Origin of the sequence: uncultured Candidatus Pelagibacter sp. (assembly GCF_943788075.1) — a bacterium.
Classification (GTDB): Bacteria; Pseudomonadota; Alphaproteobacteria; order Pelagibacterales; family Pelagibacteraceae; genus Pelagibacter.
On sequence record NZ_CALSOW010000008.1, the window covers coordinates 1 to 25,640 of the forward strand.

At 30.9% G+C, this 25,640-nt stretch carries 23 protein-coding genes; 2 read left to right on the forward strand and 21 right to left on the reverse strand.

Annotated elements, in window-relative coordinates; translation table 11 throughout:
- Positions 1-3,191, reverse strand: a 3,191-nt coding sequence (locus Q0X98_RS07220; RefSeq protein ID WP_297682527.1) for an Ig-like domain-containing protein, incomplete at its 3' end; no start/stop codon positions are given.
- A 163-nt stretch (positions 3,192-3,354) separates the two neighbouring features.
- Between Q0X98_RS07220 and Q0X98_RS07225 the strand changes: the two genes are divergently transcribed.
- Positions 3,355-4,347 (forward strand): MarR family transcriptional regulator, encoded by a 993-nt coding sequence (locus tag Q0X98_RS07225; protein ID WP_297682529.1) that lies wholly within the window; start codon positions 3,355-3,357, stop codon positions 4,345-4,347.
- Positions 4,338-5,198, forward strand: coding sequence for a bile acid:sodium symporter family protein (locus Q0X98_RS07230; RefSeq protein WP_297682531.1), 861 nt, complete (start codon positions 4,338-4,340; stop codon positions 5,196-5,198). Before Q0X98_RS07225 ends, Q0X98_RS07230 begins: the two co-directional genes overlap by 10 nt.
- 88 nt (positions 5,199-5,286) lie before the next feature.
- Here the strand turns inward: Q0X98_RS07230 and Q0X98_RS07235 are convergent, their stop codons facing one another.
- The 20 genes from Q0X98_RS07235 to Q0X98_RS07330 all read right to left on the reverse strand — a co-directional run bounded on the left by Q0X98_RS07235 (position 5,287) and on the right by Q0X98_RS07330 (position 25,434).
- Positions 5,287-5,712 carry a type II secretion system protein gene (locus tag Q0X98_RS07235; protein ID WP_297682533.1) on the reverse strand — a complete coding sequence of 142 codons (426 nt, stop codon included), beginning with the start codon at positions 5,710-5,712 and terminating at the stop codon, positions 5,287-5,289.
- Positions 5,697-6,674: a serine protease gene (locus Q0X98_RS07240; protein ID WP_297682535.1), complete on the reverse strand. Its 978-nt coding sequence runs from the start codon at positions 6,672-6,674 to the stop codon at positions 5,697-5,699. The genes Q0X98_RS07235 and Q0X98_RS07240 overlap by 16 nt, the downstream gene beginning before the upstream one ends.
- 134 nt (positions 6,675-6,808) lie before the next feature.
- Entirely contained in the window at positions 6,809-7,249 is a 441-nt protein-coding gene (locus tag Q0X98_RS07245; protein WP_297682537.1) for a type II secretion system protein, read from the reverse strand.
- An 89-nt stretch (positions 7,250-7,338) separates the two neighbouring features.
- Positions 7,339-8,571: a type II secretion system F family protein gene (locus tag Q0X98_RS07250; protein ID WP_297682539.1), complete on the reverse strand. Its 1,233-nt coding sequence runs from the start codon at positions 8,569-8,571 to the stop codon at positions 7,339-7,341.
- Entirely contained in the window at positions 8,571-10,271 is a 1,701-nt protein-coding gene (locus Q0X98_RS07255) for a GspE/PulE family protein (protein WP_297682541.1), read from the reverse strand. The genes Q0X98_RS07250 and Q0X98_RS07255 overlap by 1 nt, the downstream gene beginning before the upstream one ends.
- A gap of 1 nt (position 10,272) precedes the next feature.
- A complete protein-coding gene (gene pilQ / locus Q0X98_RS07260; protein ID WP_297682543.1) occupies positions 10,273-11,826 on the reverse strand; it encodes a type IV pilus secretin PilQ in 1,554 nt (517 codons plus the stop codon).
- Positions 11,827-11,829: 3 nt separating this feature from the next.
- On the reverse strand, positions 11,830-12,252 hold the full coding sequence (locus Q0X98_RS07265) for a hypothetical protein (RefSeq protein WP_297682545.1): 423 nt from the start codon (positions 12,250-12,252) through the stop codon (positions 11,830-11,832).
- The gene (locus Q0X98_RS07270) at positions 12,239-12,898 is read right to left on the reverse strand and encodes a pilus assembly protein PilO (RefSeq protein ID WP_297682547.1); all 660 of its coding nucleotides are present in this window, start codon (positions 12,896-12,898) and stop codon (positions 12,239-12,241) included. Before Q0X98_RS07270 ends, Q0X98_RS07265 begins: the two co-directional genes overlap by 14 nt.
- Positions 12,898-14,859 carry a pilus assembly protein PilM gene (pilM, locus tag Q0X98_RS07275; protein WP_297682549.1) on the reverse strand — a complete coding sequence of 654 codons (1,962 nt, stop codon included), beginning with the start codon at positions 14,857-14,859 and terminating at the stop codon, positions 12,898-12,900. Before pilM ends, Q0X98_RS07270 begins: the two co-directional genes overlap by 1 nt.
- A 208-nt stretch (positions 14,860-15,067) precedes the next feature.
- A complete protein-coding gene (locus Q0X98_RS07280; RefSeq protein WP_297682551.1) occupies positions 15,068-15,193 on the reverse strand; it encodes a hypothetical protein in 126 nt (41 codons plus the stop codon).
- A gap of 367 nt (positions 15,194-15,560) precedes the next feature.
- Complete coding sequence (locus tag Q0X98_RS07285) at positions 15,561-19,418, reverse strand: PilC/PilY family type IV pilus protein (protein ID WP_297682553.1); 3,858 nt, start codon at positions 19,416-19,418, stop codon at positions 15,561-15,563.
- A complete protein-coding gene (locus Q0X98_RS07290) occupies positions 19,397-19,921 on the reverse strand; it encodes a hypothetical protein (RefSeq protein WP_297682555.1) in 525 nt (174 codons plus the stop codon). The genes Q0X98_RS07285 and Q0X98_RS07290 overlap by 22 nt, the downstream gene beginning before the upstream one ends.
- Positions 19,921-20,490: a pilus assembly PilX N-terminal domain-containing protein gene (locus Q0X98_RS07295; protein ID WP_297682557.1), complete on the reverse strand. Its 570-nt coding sequence runs from the start codon at positions 20,488-20,490 to the stop codon at positions 19,921-19,923. The genes Q0X98_RS07290 and Q0X98_RS07295 overlap by 1 nt, the downstream gene beginning before the upstream one ends.
- Entirely contained in the window at positions 20,490-21,314 is an 825-nt protein-coding gene (locus Q0X98_RS07300) for a prepilin-type N-terminal cleavage/methylation domain-containing protein (protein ID WP_297682559.1), read from the reverse strand. The genes Q0X98_RS07295 and Q0X98_RS07300 overlap by 1 nt, the downstream gene beginning before the upstream one ends.
- Complete coding sequence (locus tag Q0X98_RS07305; RefSeq protein WP_297682562.1) at positions 21,311-21,769, reverse strand: hypothetical protein; 459 nt, start codon at positions 21,767-21,769, stop codon at positions 21,311-21,313. Before Q0X98_RS07305 ends, Q0X98_RS07300 begins: the two co-directional genes overlap by 4 nt.
- Positions 21,762-22,442, reverse strand: a complete 681-nt coding sequence (locus tag Q0X98_RS07310; RefSeq protein WP_297682564.1) for a prepilin-type N-terminal cleavage/methylation domain-containing protein — start codon at positions 22,440-22,442, stop codon at positions 21,762-21,764. The genes Q0X98_RS07305 and Q0X98_RS07310 overlap by 8 nt, the downstream gene beginning before the upstream one ends.
- A gap of 11 nt (positions 22,443-22,453) precedes the next feature.
- The gene (locus Q0X98_RS07315) at positions 22,454-23,311 is read right to left on the reverse strand and encodes a prepilin-type N-terminal cleavage/methylation domain-containing protein (protein WP_297682565.1); all 858 of its coding nucleotides are present in this window, start codon (positions 23,309-23,311) and stop codon (positions 22,454-22,456) included.
- Entirely contained in the window at positions 23,292-24,305 is a 1,014-nt protein-coding gene (locus tag Q0X98_RS07320; protein WP_297682567.1) for a type IV pilus twitching motility protein PilT, read from the reverse strand. Before Q0X98_RS07320 ends, Q0X98_RS07315 begins: the two co-directional genes overlap by 20 nt.
- A 27-nt stretch (positions 24,306-24,332) precedes the next feature.
- Positions 24,333-25,109, reverse strand: a complete 777-nt coding sequence (locus Q0X98_RS07325) for an A24 family peptidase (protein WP_297682568.1) — start codon at positions 25,107-25,109, stop codon at positions 24,333-24,335.
- Between the two features lie 106 nt (positions 25,110-25,215).
- The gene (locus Q0X98_RS07330; protein WP_297682570.1) at positions 25,216-25,434 is read right to left on the reverse strand and encodes a hypothetical protein; all 219 of its coding nucleotides are present in this window, start codon (positions 25,432-25,434) and stop codon (positions 25,216-25,218) included.
- Positions 25,435-25,640 lie beyond the last annotated feature (206 nt).

A 25,640-nucleotide genomic window follows, 5' to 3' on the forward strand; every position in this document is an offset into this window, starting at 1 on the left:
GAAATTTTTAAGCTTACACCATAATCAGGGATTTGACTCATCAAGCTATAATTTGATCCTAATTTGATATCAAAACCATTTATATTTTTAGATATATTTAGTCCTGTCTTTAGTTCATCTGATCCATCTAAACTCATAGCATACTCTGTTTCACGTTGAGAAATATAATGAAAGCCAAACCTTATATTGTTTGTTTGCTGACTTCCACTTCCTTGAATTCTTTTAAAAATACCTGTTAATTTTAAATGATCTTTTAGTTCATAGTTAAATCCTGCTTCAGCAGTTAATAAATGTGTAGAATTTATACCTGGAGTATAAGTATAAATCGTTGAAGTATCTGATACATAATTCATTTTAACATCTGAGGAATTGCTAAAATCTAGTCCATACTGAAATGAGCCAAATGGTTTTAAAGAACTATCAGAAAATTTAATAATATCATTAATCTCTAGGCCAATTGAAGCTAAACCATTTTCAGCAGTTTGTTTGCCATATGTTAATGCATCAGTACCTGTTTCAGTGTAGCCATCTAATTCAGTGTAGCCAAGATCAACTCGAGCTATTGGAGTTAAATTAAAATCTTCTTTAACTAAAGTTTTACCATAATTAATTGAACCAAATACTTGAGTTCCATTTCGAGAACCTGTTAAAGTATTAGCACCGCTTACTCTTTTTAAATCACTTTCAATTAATACAACTCCAAATAATCCTTCAACAAAATTATCATCATTTAATGGTCTTGTTCTATAAGCTGATAAACTATAATTGTTACTATCAATGTCTGTGCCACTAGTTCCAACTTCAGTATCACTTTGACTAAATTGCATTGCAAAACCCAATAGATCATTATTGTTTAATTTTGTATCAAAACCTAAAGCTAGACTTTGGACATCTATGTCTTTGGATGAAGAATCTTTATTATCTCCTACCTTTGTCATGCTAACAGAGCCCTCACTCCATGATGACCAATTTTCAGGAATATAGTCTGTTAAATAAATATTTGATACTGGGGTAACTGTTACAAGAGATGTTAATATTTCATTTGTTAAATAAATGCTTGATGTTGGGATAACTTTTGCAAGAGTTGTCAACATTGCATTTCCAAAATCTAATTTTATATTATTTTTTGTAAAATCTTTGTTAATTCTATTCTGTCTTAAATATCTTAGTCGATCATTAACCAAACTTGTAAATCCAGTTAGAGTATTTTTGGCCATCATATTTTGAGCATCAATAGTTCCTATAACATCTTTATCTGTTGTTGGATCCACCATTGCTTTAACAGTAAAACTTAAGGCAGTTGTAGAACTTATTCCAGCATAAGAGCCACTACTACTATTATCAAAAGCAGTTGCATCTATTAAAACGTAATATTCAGTTAGGCTATCAAAGTTTGATGATGGATTAATTGTTATTTGAGATGTTCCAGATCCTGTTACTTGGCTACTTGTTACACCAATGGTTTCAACAAGTACATCGCCTGAGGTTTTATAAATTTCTATGTCTCCAGTTTCAGCATCAACATTTTCACTAAAATTTAGAATAATACTTGCGTCTCTTTCAACATTAGGTGCGTCATCAGCTGGTACTGATGAAGTTAATGTGGGTACTGCATTAGTGGTTGTAAAACTTAAAGTAGTTTTAGAAGTCGGTATTCCAGCATAAGAGCCATTACTACTATCGTCAAAAGCATTAGCAGATATTAAGACGTAATATTCAGTATTATTATCAAAGTTTGATGATGGAGTGATCGTTATTTGAGATGATCCAGATCCAGATACTCGATCGGTGTCTGTTACAGTAATACTTTCAACCTGTGAATCATCTGATGTTTTTTTAATTATTATAGTTCCACCACTTTCAGCATCAACATTTTCACTAAAATTAAGAACAATAGTTGCATCCACTGCAACACCTGTTGCATTATCAGCTGGCACTGATGAAGTTAATGTAGGTACTGTATTGGTGGTCGTAAAACTTAAAGCAGTTGTAGAACTTATTCCAGCGTACGATCTACCATCAGCATCATCAAAAGCAGTAGGATCTATTAAGACATAAAATTCAGTAAGATCTTCAAAATTTGATGATGGAGTGATTGTTATTTGAGATGTTCCTGTACCAGATACTCGATCGGTGTCTGTTACATCAATTGTTTCAATAACTGCATTACCTTTTTTAATGGTGATGTTTCCACTTTCGGTATCAACATTTTCACTAAAATTAAGAACAATAGTTGCATCAACTGCAACACCGGTTGCATTATCAGCAGGCACTGATGAAGTTAATGTTGGGTCAGCAGCAATTAATTCAAATGCTGTGTTTAAATTATATTCATATACGCTATCATATTGATAACCATTCATATAAAATTTTGTTCCATCGTTATTAAATTCTATCGAAAAAGCTTGATCATCTTGATCACTTACGGTGGTAAAATTTCCTAAATGTGAAAAACCAGCTGACAAATCAAAAGCTGTAGTTAAAGAATATACCGAAACATACTCATTGTTAGGTGCGCTTACTATATACATTTTTGTACCATCAGAATTGAAATCGATATCTCTTGGTTTTGATGACTGAGAAGACACATCATATTCAGCTGGTGTACCAACAGAGCCAGAGGCAAGACTGTAGGGAGTGCTTAATGGCCATACTACAATTCTATGTTGTGCAAATCCTGCTAAAAACAGTTTTGTACCATCGTTATTAAATGTGATACCACATGGTGTTCCGTCTACACTGGCAATTTCTTGTCTCTTTGTTGCGCTTGATAAATTAAATGCTGAACCAAGTTCTATTTCATAAATCTTATTATTGTAGTTACCGGATACATATACGTGTGATCCATCATCATCGAAAGTGAAACCATATGGATGTCTATCATTAATTGGTCCATTCGAACCTTCATGATTGTTATTTAAAGGAAGTTCTCGAACATAAGTACATGTCGAAACATCATAATTTGCAAAACAACTATATTCCAATAATTCATCGTCATTATGTGCTGTTCCCATTACAAATAATTTAGATCCATCATTATTCCATGCAATTCCAGCAGTTTGACTATTTCTTGATGGTGAACCATTAATATCTAGTAGCTCCCCATCACCAAGATAAGTAACTCCAGCAAATGATTTAAAGCTTAATGAGCAAAAAAAAACTATTGTAAATAATCTTATTGTAAGTTTCACACGGTTAGAATAATTGATGAGAGATAAATGCAACCGTATTTGTGCTCAAATCGTTTTAAATTTAATAGATATAAGCTCGATTTTTGAGCTTTTAAGCTTGTTACGTTGACAACTGTCCAAAATGGGTGCAAAAAACCATAATTCTTTAAAATTATTTAAAATTATGAAAAAAATTCCAAGTATTTCCAATCAAATAGATAACTCAAATTCTTTTGAAATTATTAATAAAAATTTTAGTTCATTGGCACCAGCATATTATACGCTAATTACTAATTGGTTTATTGATGCTTACAAAGTTTATAACGGTATCGATAAGTTTATAATTTTAATTTATCTGATTAATAAAGACTTTATTTTCTATAGAAAAAATGGACTAACGGTTGATTATGATACATTTTATAAAGATAAATCATTAGAAATTCCAAATATTAACATCATTGATATTTCAAAAGATCTTCGAATTCCAAGAGAAAGTGTAAGAAGAAAGATAGAATTATTAAAAAAACAGGGTGTAATAAAAAAAAATGGAAAAAAAATCTTTGTAGATAGATCAGCATTTATAACAGCTAAAGCTGACAAAACTCTAAAAAATCTTAGTATTTTAGTTTTTAAATTTAATGAAATATTAAAAAGTAAAAATAAAACTGATAAAACTTTTGGTGTAGATGAAATTTCAAAATCAATTAAAGAAAGCTTTTCTTTTTGTTGGTATCAATTTTATAAGTTTATATTCTCTTTTACTAATAGTTGGAAAACATATACCAAAACTCAAGATTTAGAAACGATATGTGTAGCATTTATTGTACTAATTAATACTGTTCAAAATAAAACTTTTAAAAATAAAAATTTAAATAGAAAAAAATATCTTAAAGAATTAAAAAAATCTGATCATACAGGTATTAATGCATTTTCTATTGCTGATATATCAGGAATTCCAAGAGCAACGGTTGTTAGAAAATTAAAATTTTTAGTTAAAAATAATTTTTTGATGATTGATGAAAAAAAGCTTTATACTTTTGGTTTAAGTCCACAAAGTAAGCAATACAAAGTAATTTCTAGCTTACAGGATAAAAATATGCTTTCTTTAAGTAATTTATTATACAGAGTCTCTAATCAAATTAAAGTTAATCCAAAAAATAAATTAATATGGGCATAGTAACATCAATAGCCCCAATTGCTTTAGCTATTATTATGCTATGCTTAGGAGCCTCTTTAACAGTAAGTGATTTTTCAAGAGTAATCAAAAATCCTAAAGATTTTTTTATTGGTTTTATTTGTCAGTTATTTGTTTTACCAATTGTTGCTTATCTACTTATTATTATTTTAAAAGTTCCGACTGAAATGGCTTTAGGAGTGATGTTAATTGCGGCAGCTCCTGGAGGTGTAACCTCAAATGTCCTTACAAAATTTGCAGATGGTGATGTGGCGCTTTCAATATCACTAACAGCATTTATGAGTTTATTAAGTATAATTTCTGTTCCATTTATAATTTTCACTACTATCGGCTTATTTGAAATCTCCTACGTTGCTAAAGAAATATCAATGATAGGAATATCTTTAAAAATGTTTTTTGTAGTTACTGTTCCAGTAATAGTTGGAATGATTATCAGACGTTTAACTGGAGATTTGGTAATAAGAAATTTAAAAATGCTTCAAAGAATTTCCATAATATTATTTTTAACTGTTTTTGCTGCGATATATATTGAAGAATGGGACAATATCGTGAGCTTTTTAGCACGAGCAGGTTTAATAGCCTTAATATTAAATGTAACTATGATGATTATAGGATTTTATGTTGCTAAATTTTTTGCATCAGGTGAAGCTCAACAAAGAGCTATCTCTCTAGAGTGTGGTTTGCAAAATGGAACTTTAGCAGTTTTTGTTGGCACTCAGTTATTTGATAGTGTCGTTTATATGGTGCCAACTGCAGCTTATGCTTTAATTATGATGACAACTTCTTTAATTTTTGTTTTTATTTTAAGAAAAAATAATTTTAATCAAAAATAATATTTTTTTAATGTCACGAAATGGACTTCAAGCAAGTCAAAATATAAGCAGAATTCAAACAAATTTAAATTACTTTTATAATCGATAACTAGCAACTGCTACTGGCAACTGGTTTTTTTTTTGTTTGAGTTATTTTTATTGTACAGCTTGTGTCACTAATTTTAGTTGCAATAATAGTAAGAGTGTCTGCAGCTGTTGTTTTAAAGGTGTATGCTTGTCCATCTAAATCATCTACACCATCAAATAAGTTGGTAACTATATTTGATTGCGATGTACTAATATAATATTCTCCGTTATTAGATTTATATTCTTGCTCAGCTAAATAAATAGAGTTTAGTGTAATTTCAGCTTGTTTTTTTTCTGCTGAAGTTTTGTATCCGCTATAAGACACAACTCCTACTGCAGAAAGAATTCCAATAATAGCCACAACTACTAGGAGCTCAATTAGTGTAAAACCTTTTGAATTTTTTTTGTTACTAAAAAGTATTTGAGTTTTGATTAATTTAATGCACATTGCTGCTGACAGATACCATCTGGGTTTCGTTCTTTACAACTATTATAACACGCGAAATCGAATGCTAAACGGGGTTGACCAAAAACAGTTTTTACTGTTTTCATGGCTGCTATTTTTGTTTCTGCTGTCCAGCAACCCACATAAGCAGTTGCATTTTGTATTTTTTCTCCAAGTACCTCTGTCGAAATTTCTTTTGGCTCTTCTTCAGAATTTTTTATACTATTAGCTGAAGTAAAATTTTTAAGAATAGATGATTTTATCCCAAAATTTGTATTTTCTGGAATAACTCCATAAGACTCCATTGCATCTTTAAAATCTAGTTTGGCTACTGCAACTCCAACTACATCACCACTAGTGTTAACAATTGGGCCTCCACTATTACCTGGCTGAATTGCTGCATCAATTTGAACTAATGCATAATTATCTTGTGAACCAGCAAGTGCACTAACAACTCCTTTGGTAACCTTAACAGAAGAGCTTACTGCTTTGCCAAAAGGATAACCTGCAACATAAATATCATCTAATAATTTTGGATCTCTATTTGAAATATCAAATTTGTCTTTTGGTATTATATCTGTTTCAAGAAGTGCAAGATCATTTACTCTATCGTAAGCTAATATTTTAGCAGTTCCTGTCTTACCAAAATAACTGACTTTGGTAATGTTACAATAATTAACCACATGATGGTTAGTAATCATATGACCTTTATCAGATATAAAAAAAGCCGTACCTGATCCAGTAAAAATTTTATCATCTAAAACTTTAACGATTTTTTTCGTATTAGTTCCTTCGTCAATAGTCACTTTTGCTTTAACTTTTTTACATACAAAAACAACACTGTTAGAGTTAACTACACTTTCTGCCATTATTTTTGACTCATTACACGATTTTAGATCAGCCTTATAAACATGCTCGATCATACTTCCGTTTAAAAATAATAGTAAAGCAGTAACGATTTCCATAATTAAATTATTATACTATAAACTATTTTTAATTATTATGATAATACGCTCATAGTGGGCATTAACTAGCAACCACAACCAAGAGTTTTTTTAAAGTAAACCCTTGGCTGTAGTACCTAATTTTAAAATATTATTTATTGAGTTGCTACGGTTGATGTCATTTGATCGGCAGTTGCACAACCAGTTTTCGTACAAGTTTTTACTATAACGTTTGTGCCTGAAGCTTTAATTTGAACATAACCTAACACATAGGTAGTTCCTTCTCTAACCGATTCTGCTGTAGTATCATGTGGATTTTTATCCGTCAGCTGTGCAATCGTTCCAGTTACAATTTTAGCTGCTGTTACTGGACATGTCTGAGTACCAGCATATGATGATTCTCCCAAACTACATTTTTGAGACTCTGCTGCCATATACTTAACTGTTTGTGCATGAATTGTTTTTGTCGCATTAACTTTTGCGGCTGCTGTGTATCCGTTATAAGCAACAACACCTACTGCTGCTAAAATTCCTATAATTGCTACAACAACTAGCAATTCAATTAGTGTAAAACCTTTATTTTTAATTTTTTTCATTAAATCCTCTTTGTGTTTAATATTTTAATTTATTATGGAGATTATATTTAAAAAGGTCAATAATTTTATTAACCTTTAATTACTAATAATCACCCAATTATTGCCCCTACATTGAATATAGGCGCATACATAGCTAACATTAGACCACCAATGGTGATACCCATAAATACGATCATTATGGGCTCAATTAAGCTTGCAAGGTTTGCAACTGCTACATCAAACTCTTCTTCATAATAAAGCGCAACTGAACCAAACATTTCATCCAAACTACCTGTTTGTTCACCAACTGAGATTAATTGACTAAAAGTTGGAGGAAATATTTTTTCTTTATTAAATAAGTCCGTTAAAGTTTCTCCTGAAAAAACTCCCTTCTTAATTCTTTCTAATGCCTCAACAACAATTACATTGTCAGTTACTGATTTTGCAATATCTATGCTCTCAATTAAATCAACCCCTGCTTGGTTAAGGTTTCCTAAAACTAAAGATACTTTTGCTAAAATTGATTTTTGAATTAAATTTCCGAAAATTGGAAGCTTCATCATAATACGATGCCAATTTTTTCTTACTTCATAATTTTTTTTAATTAAAAATTTAAAACCAAATACAAAAGATATAATAAACATAAGTAAAAAAAATCCACCAGAAGAACGAACAAATTCACTCATAGACATAATAACAGCTGTTGGCGTTGGTAGGTCATCTGCCATACCCATGCCTTCATACATATTTACAAAAGTTGGTACAACGTTCATTAACATAAAAACTGTAACTAAAATTGCAACTGAAAATAAAACACCTGGATAAAATAAAGCACTTTTGATTTGAGATTTAATTTTTTCTCTTTTTTCAAGATTGGTGACTATTTTTTGTAAAAAAGTGTCAAGCTTACCACTGGCCTCCCCAGCTTTGATTAAATTAACAACAACTGTATCAAAAATCTTTGAGTGTTTTTCAAAACATTTTGACAGTGCATTTCCAGACTCTAAGTCTTTTTTAATAGTTGAAATAACTTTTTTCATAGGAGGTCTTGATGTTTGACCCTCTAACATATCAAGAGTATTTAAAACAGGCAGTCCAGCTCTAAGCATGGTTGCAAACTGCTTACAAAAAATTAAAATCTCTTGTGGTTTTATTCCAGTGCCAAAACTAAAAGATGTTTTTTCTTTTTTGCTAACTTCTTTTTTCTTTTTAGTTTCTTTTAATTTTGTGATAATAACTTTTTTGTCTTTAAGTTTATGAGCAGCCTCTGCATTATTTAGGGCTTCAATTTCTCCCTCTACATATTTGCCGAGAGCTATTCCTTTATATTCAAAATTTAACATTAGTTAGATTGTAATACTCTTTCATATTCTGCAAATGAAAGATCACCACTTAATAACATTTCTTGCCCCATATCTTGCATGGTCCTAAAGCCATTTTTTTTGGCTATCGCATTTAATTCATTTTGTTGAAGGTTTGATAAAATCCCTGCTTTTAATTCATTTTCAATTTCAAGAATTTCATAAATTCCCATTCTTCCCTTGTACCCTGAGCCACTACATTCAGCACAGCCACCACCTTTATAAATTTTAGCTCTTGCAGATTGTTCGGGTAAAAATCCAATTGAATTTAATAGTTTTGGAGTAATATTTTCGTCAATTACACGGCAATCTAAGCAGGTTTTTCGGGCTAAACGTTGTGCCATAATAAGCGTTAAAGCTGCAGATATTAAATAGTTTGGCGTTCCCATATTTAATAAACGAGTTATAGAACTTGGGGCATCATTAGTGTGAAGTGTGCTAAATACTAAGTGGCCAGTTAAAGCAGCTTTCAATGCAATATCTACTGTAGCTTTGTCCCTGATCTCTCCAACCAAAATCACCTCTGGGTCTTGACGCAAGAAAGATCTTAGTGCCTCCTCAAAAGTGTAACCAATTGCCTCCTTAACTTGTACCTGGCCAATTCCTTCCATTTCATATTCAACAGGATCCTCTGCTGTTAAAATGTTCATACCTGGCTTATTAATATGTTTTAAAACACTATAAAGAGTTGTTGTTTTACCACTACCTGTTGGACCAGTAACAAGCACCATCCCTTGAGGTGATGAAATAGCTTTAGTTAATTTTTCTAAATCTTTAGCTTCAAATCCAAGGTCAGCCAAAGCTTTGTCTCCTGCATCTTTATTTAATATACGCATTACAACACGTTCTTTATTTTTTGTTGGTAAAACCGAAACCCTTAAATCAATTTCTTTTGTATCGGATTTAAATGTTGAGGCACCATCTTGAGGAACTCTTCGTTCTGCTATATCTAATTTACTAATTATTTTAATTCTTGCAATAACCGCATCATAGTTTTCATGTAAAAACTTTGAATATTTATCCATCACTTTTAAAATGCCATCTACTCTAAATCTTGTTTGTGCACTATCTCTAAAAGATTCTATATGAATATCACTTGCTCCCAAATTGATCGCTTCAGTAATTAGTTTATTTCCAAAAACAATTACTTCTGAGCCAACCTCAACTAATTCATCATCAGTTTTTTCAAGCTTTTCAACTTTTACATTTGCATCAGATATTTTTTGTGTTTCACTTTTCGTAAATCTTTCAATAAAAGAATTTAAATTACTTATGGATGCAGCATATAATTCTGGCTCCATCTTTGTCATTGTTTTTAAATTTTTCATCAAACTTAATTTTGATGCATCTGCTATTGCAATTTTTAAAACTCCACCACCCATTTGAAATGGAACAAGTGAATTATCTTGAATATATCTCATATCAATAATTTTTTTAATTTTTGGATCAATTACAGTTTTTTTTAAATCTATAATATCCATAGAATAACTTGTTGATAAAATTTTTACTATCTTGTCTTCATCAGTAAAATTTAATTCAAAAGCAGTTTCTAATTTTGTTTTACCTATTTCTTGGCTGGTGGCATTAATCTTAGACATTTGCTCAGTTGAAATGGATGAGCTCTCCATTAACATATTTAAAATGTTTTGTTCACTAGTGGCATCTAATTTAGTTTTGCTCATCTTACTCAATCACTCTAGGTGCAATAAAAATTAATAACTCCACTAATTCATCACTATTATTTTTACTTTTAAACAGATTGCCAATAACAGGTACTTTGCTTACCCCGGGAGTTTTGCTATCTGTATTATTTGTGGTGTTTTTTTTAATGCCCCCAATTACAACTATATCACCATCACTAACTAAAAGTTTTGTGACAATTGAATTAGTTTTAATTCCTGGTTCGTCAGATCCAGCAACTGTTACCGGAGAATCATTATTTACTTGAATATCTAATAATACATTTCCATCCCCTATAATACTAGGAGTAACTGTTAATGATAATGCAGCTTCTTTGAATTCAGTAGTTGTTGTTCCATCTGCTGTTGTTTGGTAAGCAATCTGTGTTCCTTGGGTAATTGTTGCTTCCTGATTATTTAACGTAAACACACTTGGTTGAGATAGTGTTTTACTTAAACCTAAAGATTCTAAAGCTTCAATTTCAACCTTAAGAGCACGCGCTCCAATTTGTTTAAGTATTCCTATTCCACTTGTCCCAGAAATTCCTTGATTTGAAATGGTTCCTGCCGCAGACCCTAAAGCTATATCTCCTGCGGTTGTTGCTGCATTTCCTCCAGATGTCATTCCTGAAATAGTAGTTGTTCCCTTAACACCTCTTTCACTTACACTCATCGCTCCAACTCTAGCTCCTAATGCCTTTGCAAAAGTAGAAGTTGCATCAATTATAAATGCTTCAATTAAAACTTGTTTAGTTTTTACATCTATCTCTCTTATTACTGCATCGATAGTATCAAGGTCTGGTTCGTGGCCTCTAACAATTATTGATCTAGTAGTATTCTCTACTGTAATTGAAAGATTAGACATAGTGTTAGTGCCCTCTGCACCTTGTGTTGCAAATAAAGCCTCCAACGTGGTTTTAGCCTGTGTGGGACTAATATAATACAATCTAAATATTTCAGCTAAGATCGGCTCAACAGACTCTTCTAATTGAATTTTTTTCTTTAACACTTCCGCCCTTGCAGATTTTGCAGTTTCTTGTGCGGTTAATTTTTCAGGAGTATGAACTCTTATAATTCCATTGTTAGTATCAACATCAGCTACTAATGTTTTCATATCTAACAAAGTTTGAAATGCAACATCCCAACCCACATTATCAATTTTAGCATTTACTGTACCACTTACTTCATCTCCTACTAAAATATTTATATCCGCTATATCCGCCATCAATGACATCACATATTTAAAATCTAGCCCTTGAAAATTGATATCAATCATTTGTTTAAGATTGGTGTATTCATCTGAAATATAAACGTAATTTTTAACATTTTCAGTTGTTATTGTTTTACGTTTATCTTCTCTTGGTATGCTTGTGTCATAAGGCTTAGGACCATCAATAATTTTTTTGTCCATGTCCTCACGACCTTCAACAATAATTTTAGCTGTATCGATTAAGGGTTTATCACCGTGAACTGATTTAGGATTTTTGCCTGTTGTTGCACAGGACTGTAACAAAACAATAAATGATAGTGTTATTAAAATTTTAAAATATCTATTCACTTGTTACCCTTCACTCGGTTTAATTATATTGTCCATATAAACTTCAAAAAAATTGTTTTCTCCATCTTCAACAATTACTACGTCTGTATAAATATCTCTAATTGTTGTGGTATCTGTGATGGCTTGATTTTCCTCATACTTATAAGCCCCTCCATCAGCAGCTGAAAAAACTGCTATTTTATTGTTTGCACCAATAATTGTTCCGACCAATCTCATATTATTTAAAAGCCCATTATTTGAGCTTAACTGAGTATCTGTTTCACTTACCTGGTTTGTGGAGCCAACTCCTCCTGCAAAAGGATCAATTGCTGGCAACTCCTCATCATCTATAGAAGAATGTTCATCTGCTTTTAAACTTATCATTTGAAATTGACAAAGCATAATTGTCATTAAAAAGATTAATATTTTTTTATTATTTATATTCATTTGGTAACCCCACAATTGAAATAGTGCCTTTTGATAAAATTTGTCCTTGAATTTCAGCTATCGTTGTAATTTCCTCCTTATCAAAATTAATAACTTTTTGAGATTTTGATAATGCCCTTCTAAACTTAAGATAACTTAAAAAATTTCCTTGAATTTCGTACTCAACAGGAATTGTATAATACATTACATTTTGGCCATCTTGATTTTCTGTTGTTTGTTCTGTGCTTTGACCCTGTACTCCAGCAACACCCTTGGGGTTCCCTTTTTTAAGATTAGTTATTGATAAACCATTAATCAATGCAAATTTACTTATGTTTTGGTAAAGGTCTTCAACTTCTTTTTTGCTGTGAAAAAGTTTACTATTTTTAGCATAGTCAGGCTCTAATGCTTTAACAGCTGCTGTTAAAGTACCAATATTATTTTTAAATTCTTCAATCTTAATTTTATTTTCGTTCATCAAGCTAATCTGCTCTTTTTGTTGATTTACTACTGGAGACACAAAAGCATAATAACCTATTAAGAAAATTAATATAGCAACAAAACTAACACCAAATTTAATTAGTGTTTTTTTATCAGCCAAAGCACCACTTTTAAGCTTTGTAATTATATCATTTAGATCTAAATCTTTTAAACTTGCTAAATCCATTATATCAATTTCAATTTACAATTAATTGTAAATCCCTTTTTATTATTATTTCCTGATGCTTGGTCCCCAGTTTTATTTTTCATTGCAGCTAAAGATGCCTGTTCAATTAATGATTTTGCATTTAAATTTGAAATAAAATTCAAAATATCTTGATCTGAAAAAGCAACCCCTTCTATAATCAAACTATCTTTTCCATCGAAAGTCATTTTCGTAAATTGTACTCTTTGAGGAACACTTCTCGTAACTTGTGCTAATGATCTGTAAGATCTTGCCTGATTTGAATTAACTAATTTTCCAAGATCTAATGCTCGCTGCATTTCTTTTCTTTTTTTTGCTAATTTTGAAAATTGAATATTATTTTTATCAAATTCTAATTGCACTTGATCAAATTCTAATAATTTGTCTTTATTGTTACTAATTTGAAAGAATGAAAAGACCGTTAATATCAAGTAAATACCTGCAATTGCACCTACGGCACCCTTAAAAGCAAAACCTGATAAGAATTTTAGTTTATTTTGCTGACGGACAGCATCTCTATTAGGTAATAAGTTAATATTCTTAACAGCAGTTACAAATTTGTAATAACCAAATACATCCAATTTTCTGTAAGCTAAACCAAGTACTGAAGATAATGGTGAATTGTTATCACCAGCTATTTTTTCACTATTATATGAGGGTATGCTTATACTTTGCAGGGGATCAAAATTAATAAAGCCTGTTGTTGGTAAATTCTTTTTAAATGCTGGAAGTATAAATGAAATATTTTTTAAGCTGGAGACTACTTGAATAGATGTAATTTTATTTTCATATTTACTTTCATAGTCAGTTATCGCTTGTTTAACTTGCATCGCATATCTTCTAATAACTGCGTCTGCCTCAGTTGAAAGTTGTTCACTTTTTATATCTTTAATATGTTCTTTTTCTTGAGGTCTTAAAAATATATCAGTAATTACAGGAATATTATTATGAATAATCATTATATAATTTTCATCAATTCCTAATTCTAAAATAGCTGAATTTCCTTTATCTGTAATAGATTTAAATTTTGTATTATCATGTGCATTCTTTAAGGTAAAACAACGAACATCCATAATAACTGGATTAAGTCCAGCTTTTTTAGCAATAGATGAATAAGCATTTACGTCGGCCAGTTTTGAAGCAACAAATAAAATTTCCATTGTATTAGTTTTAGAATTTCTATTTATAATTTGATGAAAAATTGAATAATCATTTAAGTTATCTGTAAGCTGAACAAGGTTTTCCCAAAGTGAATCTGTTTCAATTGCTTTTTGGAATTCTTCATCTGTCATTAGTGGGCTGGTAACTACTCTAATAATTGCACTTGTAACTGGAATGGATAATGCAATATTCTTTGAAGTAATTTTTGCATTAGCCATAGCTAATTCAATTTCTTCAGCTAAATAATCTTTGTGTTCTAAAATATTTTCACTAACTTTTTCTTGATCCAATATACGATAAGAAAATTTATCTAATATCCACTTTTCATCTTTGTCTTGAGAGACTTGAGCAACTCTAATAGCTTCTCTTGTCATATCCAAACCTGCTATTTCTTCACCTGCAACACTTAATTTACTAACTTTAGATTGAAAGAAGTTTTGAAAAACTTTTTTTATATTATTTGCTTTAGTTTTTAGATTTTTGTTATCTCCAGCTGCCCCTTCACTGGTTGAGTTATTACTTTTGGCTTTGGAGAATTTAAAATTTTTTAATTTATCCAACATACTTATTGTTACGCCTTTTGCAGGTTCCTGCATAGTCTCATTGGACATATCTGAACCAGCAACTGGGCTAACAGCTTCGTTATTTTCTTTAGTAATTGTTGGGGTAGGAGTAACTTCATCAATTTTAGGATTTTTTTCTTGAATTTGTTCAATAACTTGCTCTTTGGCTAAAATATTCTCATTTTTTTCAAGTTGGAGATCATCAAACCACTTCTCCAATATTGGAATTGCTTCTTCAAGATTGGGTGTTCCTGATGAAGAGATCTTTTGTTTACCGTCAATATATAGTCTTCCGACCCAATTTTTGGATTTTAACTCACCTTTATACTTATCTTGTCTTATATATATATGTAAACGGCCATCTTTCTTGTGAATTACCTCGTGCTCACTCTTTTTATCAACTTTAGATTGTATTTCTTCTTTATTATCAATCTATTTGTGCATCACTAGGACTATTTTCACCTTGAAGTTGATTTTCTTCAATAGTGCTTTCCTTTTCAGGATTTTCTTGCAACTGACTGTCTAAATTATTATTATCTTTTTCATCAATCATAATTTTATAAAAATAACTTTTTCTCTAACACAAAAAAACGAATCTCTAACACATCTCTAACACAAACTAGCATATTGTATATAACTTAATCAAAATTTAGTGCTCAAAGTAGGTTATTTATTAAAAAAATGTAAAAATAGTCAATAAAATCAATGTTTTTTATATAAAATAAATAAAAAGTAATTTCTTTAAATAATTTTAGTAAATTTTGTTTATTCTAACACAAAATAAATATTAAAATTGTGTTAGAGTTAGATTATTTTATGATATATTTAAAAATATGAAAAATATCATATAAATCAACACTTTTAGTAATTTACCTAATTTGTGTTAGAGTAAATAGTATTTGTGTTAGACTTTTTTAGTTTTAATAATTTTCTTTCCAACTTTCAAGCTGAACTGCTCCTGAAATTTCTTGTGCCTTAGATTTACCTGTAATTAGGTTATCTTTTGCTGTAAATCCATCAATATTATTTTTAGCATCTCCAGCTAGACCAATATATAGGTTATCACCCTGTTTTACAACTTTTGAGAGTACTCCTTTACCCATATTCACATTAAGTAATGATTCACCACACTTTGTGTCATATGCTGTGAAATAAGCATCACCTACCCCACATTTGTTATTTGTAGCACTTGGCTCGTATAACGGGAAATATACCCTATCTCTATCAACTGTTGGTTCAGCAGTTAATTTTTTTGCATTATCAAGGTTAACATACCAACCTAAATCAGTCCCAGATGGACATGTAGGTGCTGTTTTGCACATTGAAACATTACCGGTTGGATTAACCTCTACAAAATTTGGAAAGTTCACATCTTTTATACCATAAATTCTATTTTGTATCTGACTTGATTGTGCTTGAAGCTTTTGGGTGTTTCCAGTTCCAAAATATAACCATAAATTGTTATCACTGTTAATTGTAACCTCTGGCCTTGTAAAAATATTTCTTCCATTTGCAGAAGTAGCTTCAGCTGTAAACAAAGTAGTTTGATGTATTTCTTTATCTGATACATCTGAACGTATAATTGAATTATAGGTAGAGCTATTTTGATCAGTATCCATAACAAAGTCCTCTGTTAAATCAATTTTAGTTATTTTACCCTCTAAGTCCGTTGCATAAATCAATGCTCCATTATAATTTGCTTTATTAGTGCCATCTGCGGTAATGACACTTAAATCTGCAGGTAAAGAATTAACAATATCATTTTTGTATCTTCTAAATGTATAATCTCCATGATCTGGCTTAGGAGGTCCACCCTCTCTTGTATTTGGCCAAGCTTGATCAAATTCAACATAGTCTATACACGAAACAGTTGTAGACCCACTTTTGTCTCTAAAATGTAATGTGTGACCCACTGCAGGTGAAAACTCTGCGATAAAAGACTCACCTATTGAAGAGTCGAAGCATGCCTCAGCCGGTGAATAAGTAAATTTTGTATTTTCATCTGCTCCAGTAGTTTTTTTGGTTAAAGCACTATTTCTTTTAAATAATCTTCCAGTCCAAGAATAAGATTGTGCTGCTGTGTCTTCTATATCAATTACTTTTAATACTTTTCCTTCATTTTCTAAATCAATTACAAATACTGCTGAACCCACGTTAGGATTAACACCACCATTGTATCCTCCCCCAAACACTGCTACCCATCTATCCTTACCATCAATTTTAATTCTAATAATTCTTGGAGTTGACCAAGTTTCTCCCAACTTGCTATAATCATATTCTGGAGAAATATTTCCACCTACATAACCAAATTCAAATTTAGTCACATTGGCATCCCAATGCTGAACAATTTTATTAGTCTCGTCATTATTAAAAGCAAATAAATGGGTAGGACTACTTGGATCTGTAACATCAAGTGCAAACATACCTTTTCCACCTGCACCAAGCCCACTTAAAAGAATTGTTCGCCATCTTGGATTATCTTTGCCATCATTTGGAGTATCATCAAAATAAATATCTTTAGCGACTGGAGAACCGTCTATACCATAAATAGCATTTGTCGATTTAGCCTTGCTAGATGGGATCTTTTCGAGGACACCTAAAACATTTGGTGGAATATATCCCCATAATTCTTCGCCATCTGATGCTTTAAATGCATGAAGAATACCATTATTGGCTCCAGCATAAACAATTTCTGTTCTATTAGCACATGGTCCCCCACAAGTTGCTCCACTTTTAAAATTATTATAATTATTCTGTAATCTATAATATGAGTCTTTTTTTTGAAAATTAGATGTATTATCATCAACTGCTGATGCTTCTGGATTTGCAACTACAATTAAATCAGAATGATAAATATCTGCAAGCTTATGTATAGACTCTGTTGTGTTATTATCTTCATCTTGATCATAAGTATCTATACCCCTAATAAAGTTTATTAAATTATCAGCTTCAGTATCTGTTGGTGGTATATTAGGAAATATTTTTGATTTTAAAAGATCTCTGTTAGCTGTTGTAAAATTATTTAAGCCAGTACCAATTTCTGGGGTCCATATATTTCTAGTAGATGAAGTTTTAGAATTTAATTTATCTGCAGCATCCCACAAAGCTGAACCAAAAGTACCATCAGTATTTAATTGATATTTCTTTAAACTTCCTTTCCATTGTTTGTCTGTTTCGTATTCAAATGTCGATTGATAGACAAAATTATTCCTACTTACATCTGACATTACTGCAGGAGTAGTAAAGGTAAGTCGACCTGAGATAGCTTGTTTAATTGCATCTGTTAATTTTGCAAGCAGTTCTGCTTCATTCTCTGCATAAAGAGGATTTTTAGTTCCCCCAGCAGTTGCTAGTGTAGAATAATTACTATTAGATCCACCTAAAGCATAACCTACAGCAAAGGTTTTAACATTATGAGTTAGCCTGAGATCATTAGCAACTTGAACTACATTGGAGTTGTTTTGCCAAAATCCATCACTTATTACTATTAGAAAATTTAAAGAACAGGTTAAATCCCAATTATCAACCATACCAATGTTTTGTGATGTTGTTTTTCCAGTTGTAAAATAATTTCTCGCTTCTCTCATAGCAAAACGTAGATTTGTTCCACCTTTTGAACGAATGCTATCTACATCTGAATAAATCAATTGAGCTCCATTATCTGAAATTCCAACTCTTATCTTTGCATATCCTCCTGTGCCCTTACCACTCCACTCCATCAAACCAAAATTGGCTCCAGCTGTTAGATTAGTATCAGCAACTATTTTCTTAATTACTTTCTTAGCACTAGACAATCTTGTTTCTACTACTCCTCCAAATGATGTTGTTAGAGCTAAACTAGTGTTAAATTTTCTAATGGAATGATTTCTAAAATCTCCAACATAGATATTATCACTACTATCTATGCCCATTCCATAAGGATAATGAAATGGAGAATTATTAGACCTTGATCCATATTTTGCTTGGTAAACTAAGGATGAATTAAATTTTTGTATTCTGTGATTATTATGATCTGTAGCATATATATTTCCACTACTGTCATAAGCTGCATCTATAGCTATATTAAATTTTCCATTCGCTGAAGACGCACTACCACCAGCTCCGTTTACATAGGTAAGATTATTTCCAGATACTGTATATTCTGAAATTTTACTTGTACGCCAAGATGCTACTATCAGTCTATTTCCAGCACTATTTAAAGACATACCTGGAGCAAAATTGACGTTACCAGAATTCATTACTTGATAGCCGGTTTGAGCTAAATTTGCTGTCGCATATTTACTAATTACATTGTTAGTATGTCCGACAAAAATATAGCTATTATTAACAGCAATTGAAACTGGGTTAGTCCAAGAAGTGGAGTTACTGGCAATACATTGACCAGTTAAACTAAGCTTTGAAATTCTAGCGAAACCAGAGTTTACTATATAAATTTCGTCGTTAAAAATTTGAAATTGCCTTGGATATGCCATTTGATTACAACCCGATCCATAACTTCCAAAGCTTCTAAGATATGTTCCTGCGCTATCAAAAACCTTAATTCTGTTATTTAGATACTCCAAAAAATAAATATTTCCTGAGCTATCTACTTGAACGTCTGTTACATATTGTGATGCTGTGTCAGTTTCTAGTGTATTTTCCATGCTTCCAGACTTATCCAACATAATTAAAATGTTTGCTGGAATATCTGTGGTTCCAGTCCCTGGTGGAGGGCTCTTAGCTTGTGCTTGAAAGCTAAATAAAAATAAAAAGATGATTACTGTTGAGAGTCTAGCCATTCCCCCACCTTTGAATCATAATCTGCCATACCAACAGAATAAAGTTTACTTACTATATTTATAATTTCTACATGACCATCATGAATATCTGTTTTAATGTATTCAATAATATCGTTTCCAGACTCCCAAACATAACTGCCTCGCCATCTTGATTTTGGAACTCCTTCAGGAAGATTGAAACTACCATATTTCCCCATAGCATAATCCATCAACTTACTATCCTCCATGTTAGCCCTATAAAGCTGAATTCTATTAAGTTTGTTTTCTATATATAAATGAATAACACTTGTTCCATATAAACTTTTATCGTTCTTACAAAGCTCCTGCATTGGAATAATTAATTGCTCTCCTCCAAAACGGTCAGATATTGACAGGGGTATAAGTTCTTCAACTTTTATACTTTCTTTAGGACTTCCAAAATTTGTTGTTTTAAAATTACAAGCTAATGCATTTGCTTGCACTAAGAGAAAAAATCCAAATATATAAACTATAAATTTATTCATTAATTAACTAAGGTTACCACGGCCTCTAAGGGAATTATAATATTACTTTGGGCGTTACATTTATCTTTAGATTCATTACAGCCACATGAATAAATCGTGTACAGCGTGTTATTTGTACCTGCTTTTTTTATAATTGCTGAATTGTTCCCATCCCCACCAGGAGTATAGGCTATAAAATATTCAAAACTATATTTGCTTAATCTTGTTGCTTCAACACCTGCTGCAGTGACTACTTCATTCAATGATTTTCTTTCAGTGTGAAATCCATTATTCGAACTTATTAAATTAGGAAAAAAAGATGCTTTACAAAACCTAAGTTTACTATCTAAATTGTTTGGTGGTGTAGAAGAGAATTTATTAACATTTCCTACCATCCAATTCTTAGCAACAGAAATTCCACTTTCAGCAGCATAAAATGCCTGCTGGTTGCTATCTTTATCGTTATTAGCATTATGCTCATTAGATGAAATGGTAACTAAGGTGGCTCCCATTATTGTCATAACAACCAATAATAACAATGCTAATGGAAGAGCAAATCCTTTTTCACTATGTTTAAATCTATTTCTCATTAGTTATAAGTTGATGACACTCCAATACTAGTTCCTGTTTGTTCTGATATAGCAATGTGTTTTGCTAAATTTCTTGTATGCACACTTACAAAAAAAGTTTCACGATAATATTTATCATTAAATGTTAAGTCGTTTCCATAAGCACCTTCATGATTTCTAATTCTCGTTTCTTGGTTAGTGTTAAAAACTTCTTTAGCCGATTCAATTGTTAAATATATTTCGGCTTTATGAACCTTTTTCATATTAGCTTGCCCTAAATTATAACTACCCACCATTGTTCCTGATCCTTGGGCATTTTCTACTGGCCCACAATAAGAACAGACAGGATAAAGTTCATTTCCTTCCTTATCTTTGAAGACAACTTGAAAATCTACAATATTTGGAACAAACTCTATGTTGTCATATATAACTGTTCCAACTGTCACTGGGTTCATTACAACTTCTCTTGCAAGATACATTTTATTACTATTTTGATATTTCATTGGACGATAATAAACTCTCATCCGATCATTTGGCGCTGTTGTATACCAAACTGCTAGGCTATCTAAATTATCTAAATATTTTTGACGAAGATTAATTAATTTTATTTCAGGACGTGAATCTCTTGTAAAATTTATGTCTATATAACCTGCATTTCTTAAATCTCTTGCTATAACTGTAAGGGCATCTCTTGCTGAGCTATTTATTGCAGCTTTTTGAGAAACTGATTTATATGATTTGTTAAAATAATTATATGATGCAAATGCTGCAGCAATACTAATAGCACCAATTACAATTGATACCAAAACTTCTGCTAAAGTAAATCCTAAGTTTCTAGTTTTCATTTAACTACAACTCCTAGGTATTTTTTTTGTTTACCTTTTCTAGTAAAAAAATTAACTTTTCCTGATGTATTAGCTCCAGAATTAACAAATGTTTTTTTGGTATCCAAATTATCACATGGCATCTTTTTATCTTTATTGTTTATTCTAATTTGATTTTTTTCTTCAAGTTTATTTCTCCATTTGTCTTGCATTTTTTGATAGGGATTTGAACCATTGTTGAGACTATAAGAGCACGTCTTCATAAAACTTCCATATCTAGCAACATTATCAGGATCACCGATCATATCCTCCATCACCATTTCAGATAAATAATTAAGTTTATTTTTTTCAGTTGCTCGATCCATAGAGTTAATTGAAAATGCTGAAAGCTGCATTATGGCAATAAATCCAATCCCGATTACCACCATACAAACCATAGATTCTATTATTGAAATACCTCTGTTTGATTTAACCATCAATTTTTATCCAGCTGTTTTTCTTTTTGTTTTTTTTATAAACTTTTATATTTTGAAAATTATCAATGTTCAGCTTGTACATAAAATCATAATTTGCATCAAATTTACAAGTACTTTGGGTAGTGTTTGAATTTGAACAAAAAACAAACATATCAACATTTTGGTTTGTATCTGGATCTCTATCAGTTTTTCTTAATTGCATAAATTTAATACTTGCATCTTTTGTAATACAAAGGTACGTGGCTGATGGATTGTGTGCACCATTAGGATAAACCTGAACCTCACTAACATTAATTGGAAAACTAAGTGTTTCTAAACTTGAGTTTCTTGAAAATCCTGATTGCCTCCATGCATAGTCGCACTGTTTATTTGTTTTATACGAACTACTTGAAGAAATATTTTGATATGTGTTAAAAAAATTTTGAGGGCTCATCGTATAAACTTCTAAATTTGGCTTCAAAACAATTTGGGTCATTCCATATTTTCCACTAGTAACTTCAGCTTTACGCTCTTTTATAAAAGCAACTGTTTCATAAACTTCTTTTTTTACTTCACGGTCTGTTATCCAGCTTGATATATTTGGATAAGCTATTGCAGTAAAAACACCCATAACGGCTAGAACAACTAAAAGCTCTAAAATTGTAAAACCTTTTTTATTACTTATCAGTTGCATTGAAATTTTATCTATTCCCCTGCTTTGTAGATCTGGCCATTTCCTAGATCTGTATAAGTATCATCAGCAAAATTGTACTTACAATTCCCACCGCCACATTTTGAAGCTATATTTCCAGATGGACTAGCACCTTCAAACATTACAAACCTATATGGACTGCCACTTCTATTTGGATAAACTTTTTGTCCATTAATATAAGTGTACCAATTCTTCATCCCAGCTGAATCTGTTTTAAAACAGTCAGCACTACATGCGTGCGCTCCATTTTGAACAATATTACCATCTTTATCAACAATAATACCAGCTCCTGAACCAGGATTAGGTGGCTTATATTCTGCAAGACTATTCTTTGGTTTATTAGAATTTGAGGCAGAAGCACAAGTATAAGCAACAGAAGTAGTTTTAGTTTTAGAATAATTTTCTGACCAACCAGAGCTTACTAATGAAGTGTTTTTTTTTTGTTTTTTAACTGATGCATAAGCAACATCATATGAGCCTACTTCTTTTTCAGTTATTGCGATAGATCCAGATGTACAAACATTCGATTGTGCAACTTTTTGAGTTTTATCATAAGGGTTTTTAAGGCCTAAACTATTAACATAATTATTGATAGTTGCTGTTGATGGACGATTAGATGAATCACATTTATGAGAATTAAATATTTTAGAGCTTTTATCTAATTTGCATTTGGCAAACTCACTTTCCATGTTATTTACAATTTTTGTGTGATTAGCTTTTGTAGCAACATCTTTGGCAGTTGAAGTATAGCCATTATAAGCCACTACACCCACTCCTGATAAAATACTAATTATTGCCATCACAACTAATAGTTCAATTAAAGTAAAACCTTTAGGAATTTTTTTCTGCATTTGATATAACTCCGGTGCCAATTAATTCTTCAATTGATTTTTCCATCGTAACCATCCCTTCACGTTGACCCGTTTGCATAACGCTTGGAATTTGATGAATTTTTGCTTCACGAATTAAATTTTTAATGGGTGGATTACAAATCATAATTTCAAAAGCCCCAACTCTGCCTGAACCATCTTTCTTTTTGAATAACTTTTGAGTGACAACCATCTTTAAAGACTCTGCAAGTTGTGCTCTTATTTGACCCTGTTGTTCAGGTGGAAAGACATCGATAATTCTATTCACAGTATTGGGCGCACCACTTGTATGCAATGTTCCAAAAACTAAGTGACCTGTTTCAGCAGCAGTTAATGCCATACCTATAGTTTCAAGATCTCTAAGTTCTCCAACAAGAATTACATCTGGATCTTCTCTTAAAGCTGCTTTTAATGCATGAGAAAAACTCTCTGTTTGTTTTCCAACTTCCCTTTGAGAGACTATACTTTTTTTATCTTTGTGAATAAATTCCACAGGATCTTCAATTGTAATTATATTCGAGGGTCTCGACTCGTTTATCTGATTAATAATTGCTGCTAAAGTTGTAGATTTTCCAGACCCAGTTGGACCTGTAACTAATACCAAACCTTTATGAGCATCAAGTAGAGTGAACAGTACTTGAGGAAGGTTTAAATCTTCCATTAGGGGAATTTTTGTCTCCACTCTTCTTAAAACTGCAGCTAAACCATTTAAAGTTTTAAAAAAGTTAGCTCTAAACCTTAGTTCACCTAACATAACTGCGGTATCTAATTCATTTTTTACTTCAAACTTTTTAATTTCATCTGCTGAACAGTTATTCTTTAATAATTCTTGTAAATCTTTATCTTCAACTTGACTGTTAGGTTCCATGACAATGTCTCCTAAGGCTCTATAAGAAATATCTGAACCAGACCTTAAATGAAAATCGGAAATTTTTTTATTAGTTTTTGCAAGCTCTGAAATTTTGTTTAACATCATGTTAATAATACTATTTAATAATAAAAATTAAACTAATATTAGACTGTATAATAGATCACCTTGGGCAAAATAGATTAGACAGGCCGCTATAATAAAGGGTCCGAAAGGAATTTCAGTTCTCATAGTTTTTTGTTTTTTAATTAATGATGGGACTACAAAAATTAAGCCTAAAATAGATGAAACAAAAAGAATAAAAGGTATAGATTGCCAACCAAATAATAAGCCAATACCTGCCATTAATTTTGCATCCCCAAATCCCATACCATCAATTTTTTTAAACGTTTTATATAAATAAATAATTAGCCAAATACTTAAATATCCAACCATACCGCCAATAATTGATTGGTTTATTTCATGAATTAAACTTGTATCAAAATTAGGTAGAAAATTTTTTAATAAAGCTAAACCCATAACAATAAAATTTAAACTATCTGGGATAATGAAATTTTCTAAATCGATAAAAAATATCATTATTAAAATTAAACTTAAAATAGATAAAAAAATAATTGTATAAGGATTTTTAAAATTTAAATAAATCAACAAGAAAGAAATTCCAGTTATTAATTCAACAATAAAGTATCTTGATGAAATAACTCTTTTACAATTTCTACATTTATTATTTAAAATGATAAAAGAAATTAAAGGTAAATTATCGTACCAATTGATTTTTTTTTTACACTTTGGACAAAAAGACCGACCACTAACAATCTGTTTATTTTTTGGTAAACGATAGATACAAACATTTGCGAAGCTTCCAAGGCAAGCACCTAATGAAAAGATTAAGAATGAATAAAAAAAAATCAAAGATTTAAATAAGTAACTAAATTAACTACACCTTGATAACAATAATCAATAAACAAAATGCTATTCTCATATATTAAATTTAAGTTTTGTGTATAGATTTCTATTTTCATTGTTTATTTTGATTTAAAAAATCTTTTATAACCTCTGGTTTCCAAATATAATAAAATATATATGGAACTATTGCAGGAATTAGTCCAAACCATATCCATTCATCCCACCTAAAATCTTTAGTACCTCTTGCAAGTAATCCATTAGCCCAAACGAGGTATCCCACTAATACTATCCAAGATAAAGATAGCGTTAAACAAATTTTAAATTTTTTCATTAATTAATGTTACCAAAAGCCTAATCTGAAGTCTAACTGCTTAAATTGATTTTTTAATAAGAAAACTTTATCTTTCTATCACTTTAATTAATTAAAATTTTTTTCTAAGCTCAAATTTTTGAATTTTTCCTGTAGAAGTTTTTGGCAATTCACAGAAAACAACTTGTTTAGGAACCTTAAAACTAGCCAAAGTTTCTTTACAAAAG

Excerpts from the sequence above, each read along its gene's own strand:
- Q0X98_RS07225 (WP_297682529.1), top strand. The coding sequence starts at position 3,355 with ATGAAAAAAATTCCAAGTATTTCCAATCAAATAGATAACTCAAATTCT.
- Q0X98_RS07230 (WP_297682531.1), top strand. The coding sequence starts at position 4,338 with ATGGGCATAGTAACATCAATAGCCCCAATTGCTTTAGCTATTATTATG.
- Q0X98_RS07235 (WP_297682533.1), bottom strand. The coding sequence starts at position 5,712 with ATGTGCATTAAATTAATCAAAACTCAAATACTTTTTAGTAACAAAAAA.
- Q0X98_RS07240 (WP_297682535.1), bottom strand. The coding sequence starts at position 6,674 with ATGGAAATCGTTACTGCTTTACTATTATTTTTAAACGGAAGTATGATC.
- Q0X98_RS07245 (WP_297682537.1), bottom strand. The coding sequence starts at position 7,249 with ATGAAAAAAATTAAAAATAAAGGTTTTACACTAATTGAATTGCTAGTT.
- Q0X98_RS07250 (WP_297682539.1), bottom strand. The coding sequence starts at position 8,571 with ATGTTAAATTTTGAATATAAAGGAATAGCTCTCGGCAAATATGTAGAG.
- Q0X98_RS07255 (WP_297682541.1), bottom strand. The coding sequence starts at position 10,271 with ATGAGCAAAACTAAATTAGATGCCACTAGTGAACAAAACATTTTAAAT.
- Q0X98_RS07265 (WP_297682545.1), bottom strand. The coding sequence starts at position 12,252 with ATGAATATAAATAATAAAAAAATATTAATCTTTTTAATGACAATTATG.
- Q0X98_RS07270 (WP_297682547.1), bottom strand. The coding sequence starts at position 12,898 with ATGGATTTAGCAAGTTTAAAAGATTTAGATCTAAATGATATAATTACA.
- Q0X98_RS07280 (WP_297682551.1), bottom strand. The coding sequence starts at position 15,193 with ATGATTGATGAAAAAGATAATAATAATTTAGACAGTCAGTTGCAAGAA.
- Q0X98_RS07285 (WP_297682553.1), bottom strand. The coding sequence starts at position 19,418 with ATGGCTAGACTCTCAACAGTAATCATCTTTTTATTTTTATTTAGCTTT.
- Q0X98_RS07290 (WP_297682555.1), bottom strand. The coding sequence starts at position 19,921 with ATGAATAAATTTATAGTTTATATATTTGGATTTTTTCTCTTAGTGCAA.
- Q0X98_RS07295 (WP_297682557.1), bottom strand. The coding sequence starts at position 20,490 with ATGAGAAATAGATTTAAACATAGTGAAAAAGGATTTGCTCTTCCATTA.
- Q0X98_RS07300 (WP_297682559.1), bottom strand. The coding sequence starts at position 21,314 with ATGAAAACTAGAAACTTAGGATTTACTTTAGCAGAAGTTTTGGTATCA.
- Q0X98_RS07305 (WP_297682562.1), bottom strand. The coding sequence starts at position 21,769 with ATGGTTAAATCAAACAGAGGTATTTCAATAATAGAATCTATGGTTTGT.
- Q0X98_RS07310 (WP_297682564.1), bottom strand. The coding sequence starts at position 22,442 with ATGCAACTGATAAGTAATAAAAAAGGTTTTACAATTTTAGAGCTTTTA.
- Q0X98_RS07315 (WP_297682565.1), bottom strand. The coding sequence starts at position 23,311 with ATGCAGAAAAAAATTCCTAAAGGTTTTACTTTAATTGAACTATTAGTT.
- Q0X98_RS07320 (WP_297682567.1), bottom strand. The coding sequence starts at position 24,305 with ATGATGTTAAACAAAATTTCAGAGCTTGCAAAAACTAATAAAAAAATT.
- Q0X98_RS07330 (WP_297682570.1), bottom strand. The coding sequence starts at position 25,434 with ATGAAAAAATTTAAAATTTGTTTAACGCTATCTTTATCTTGGATAGTA.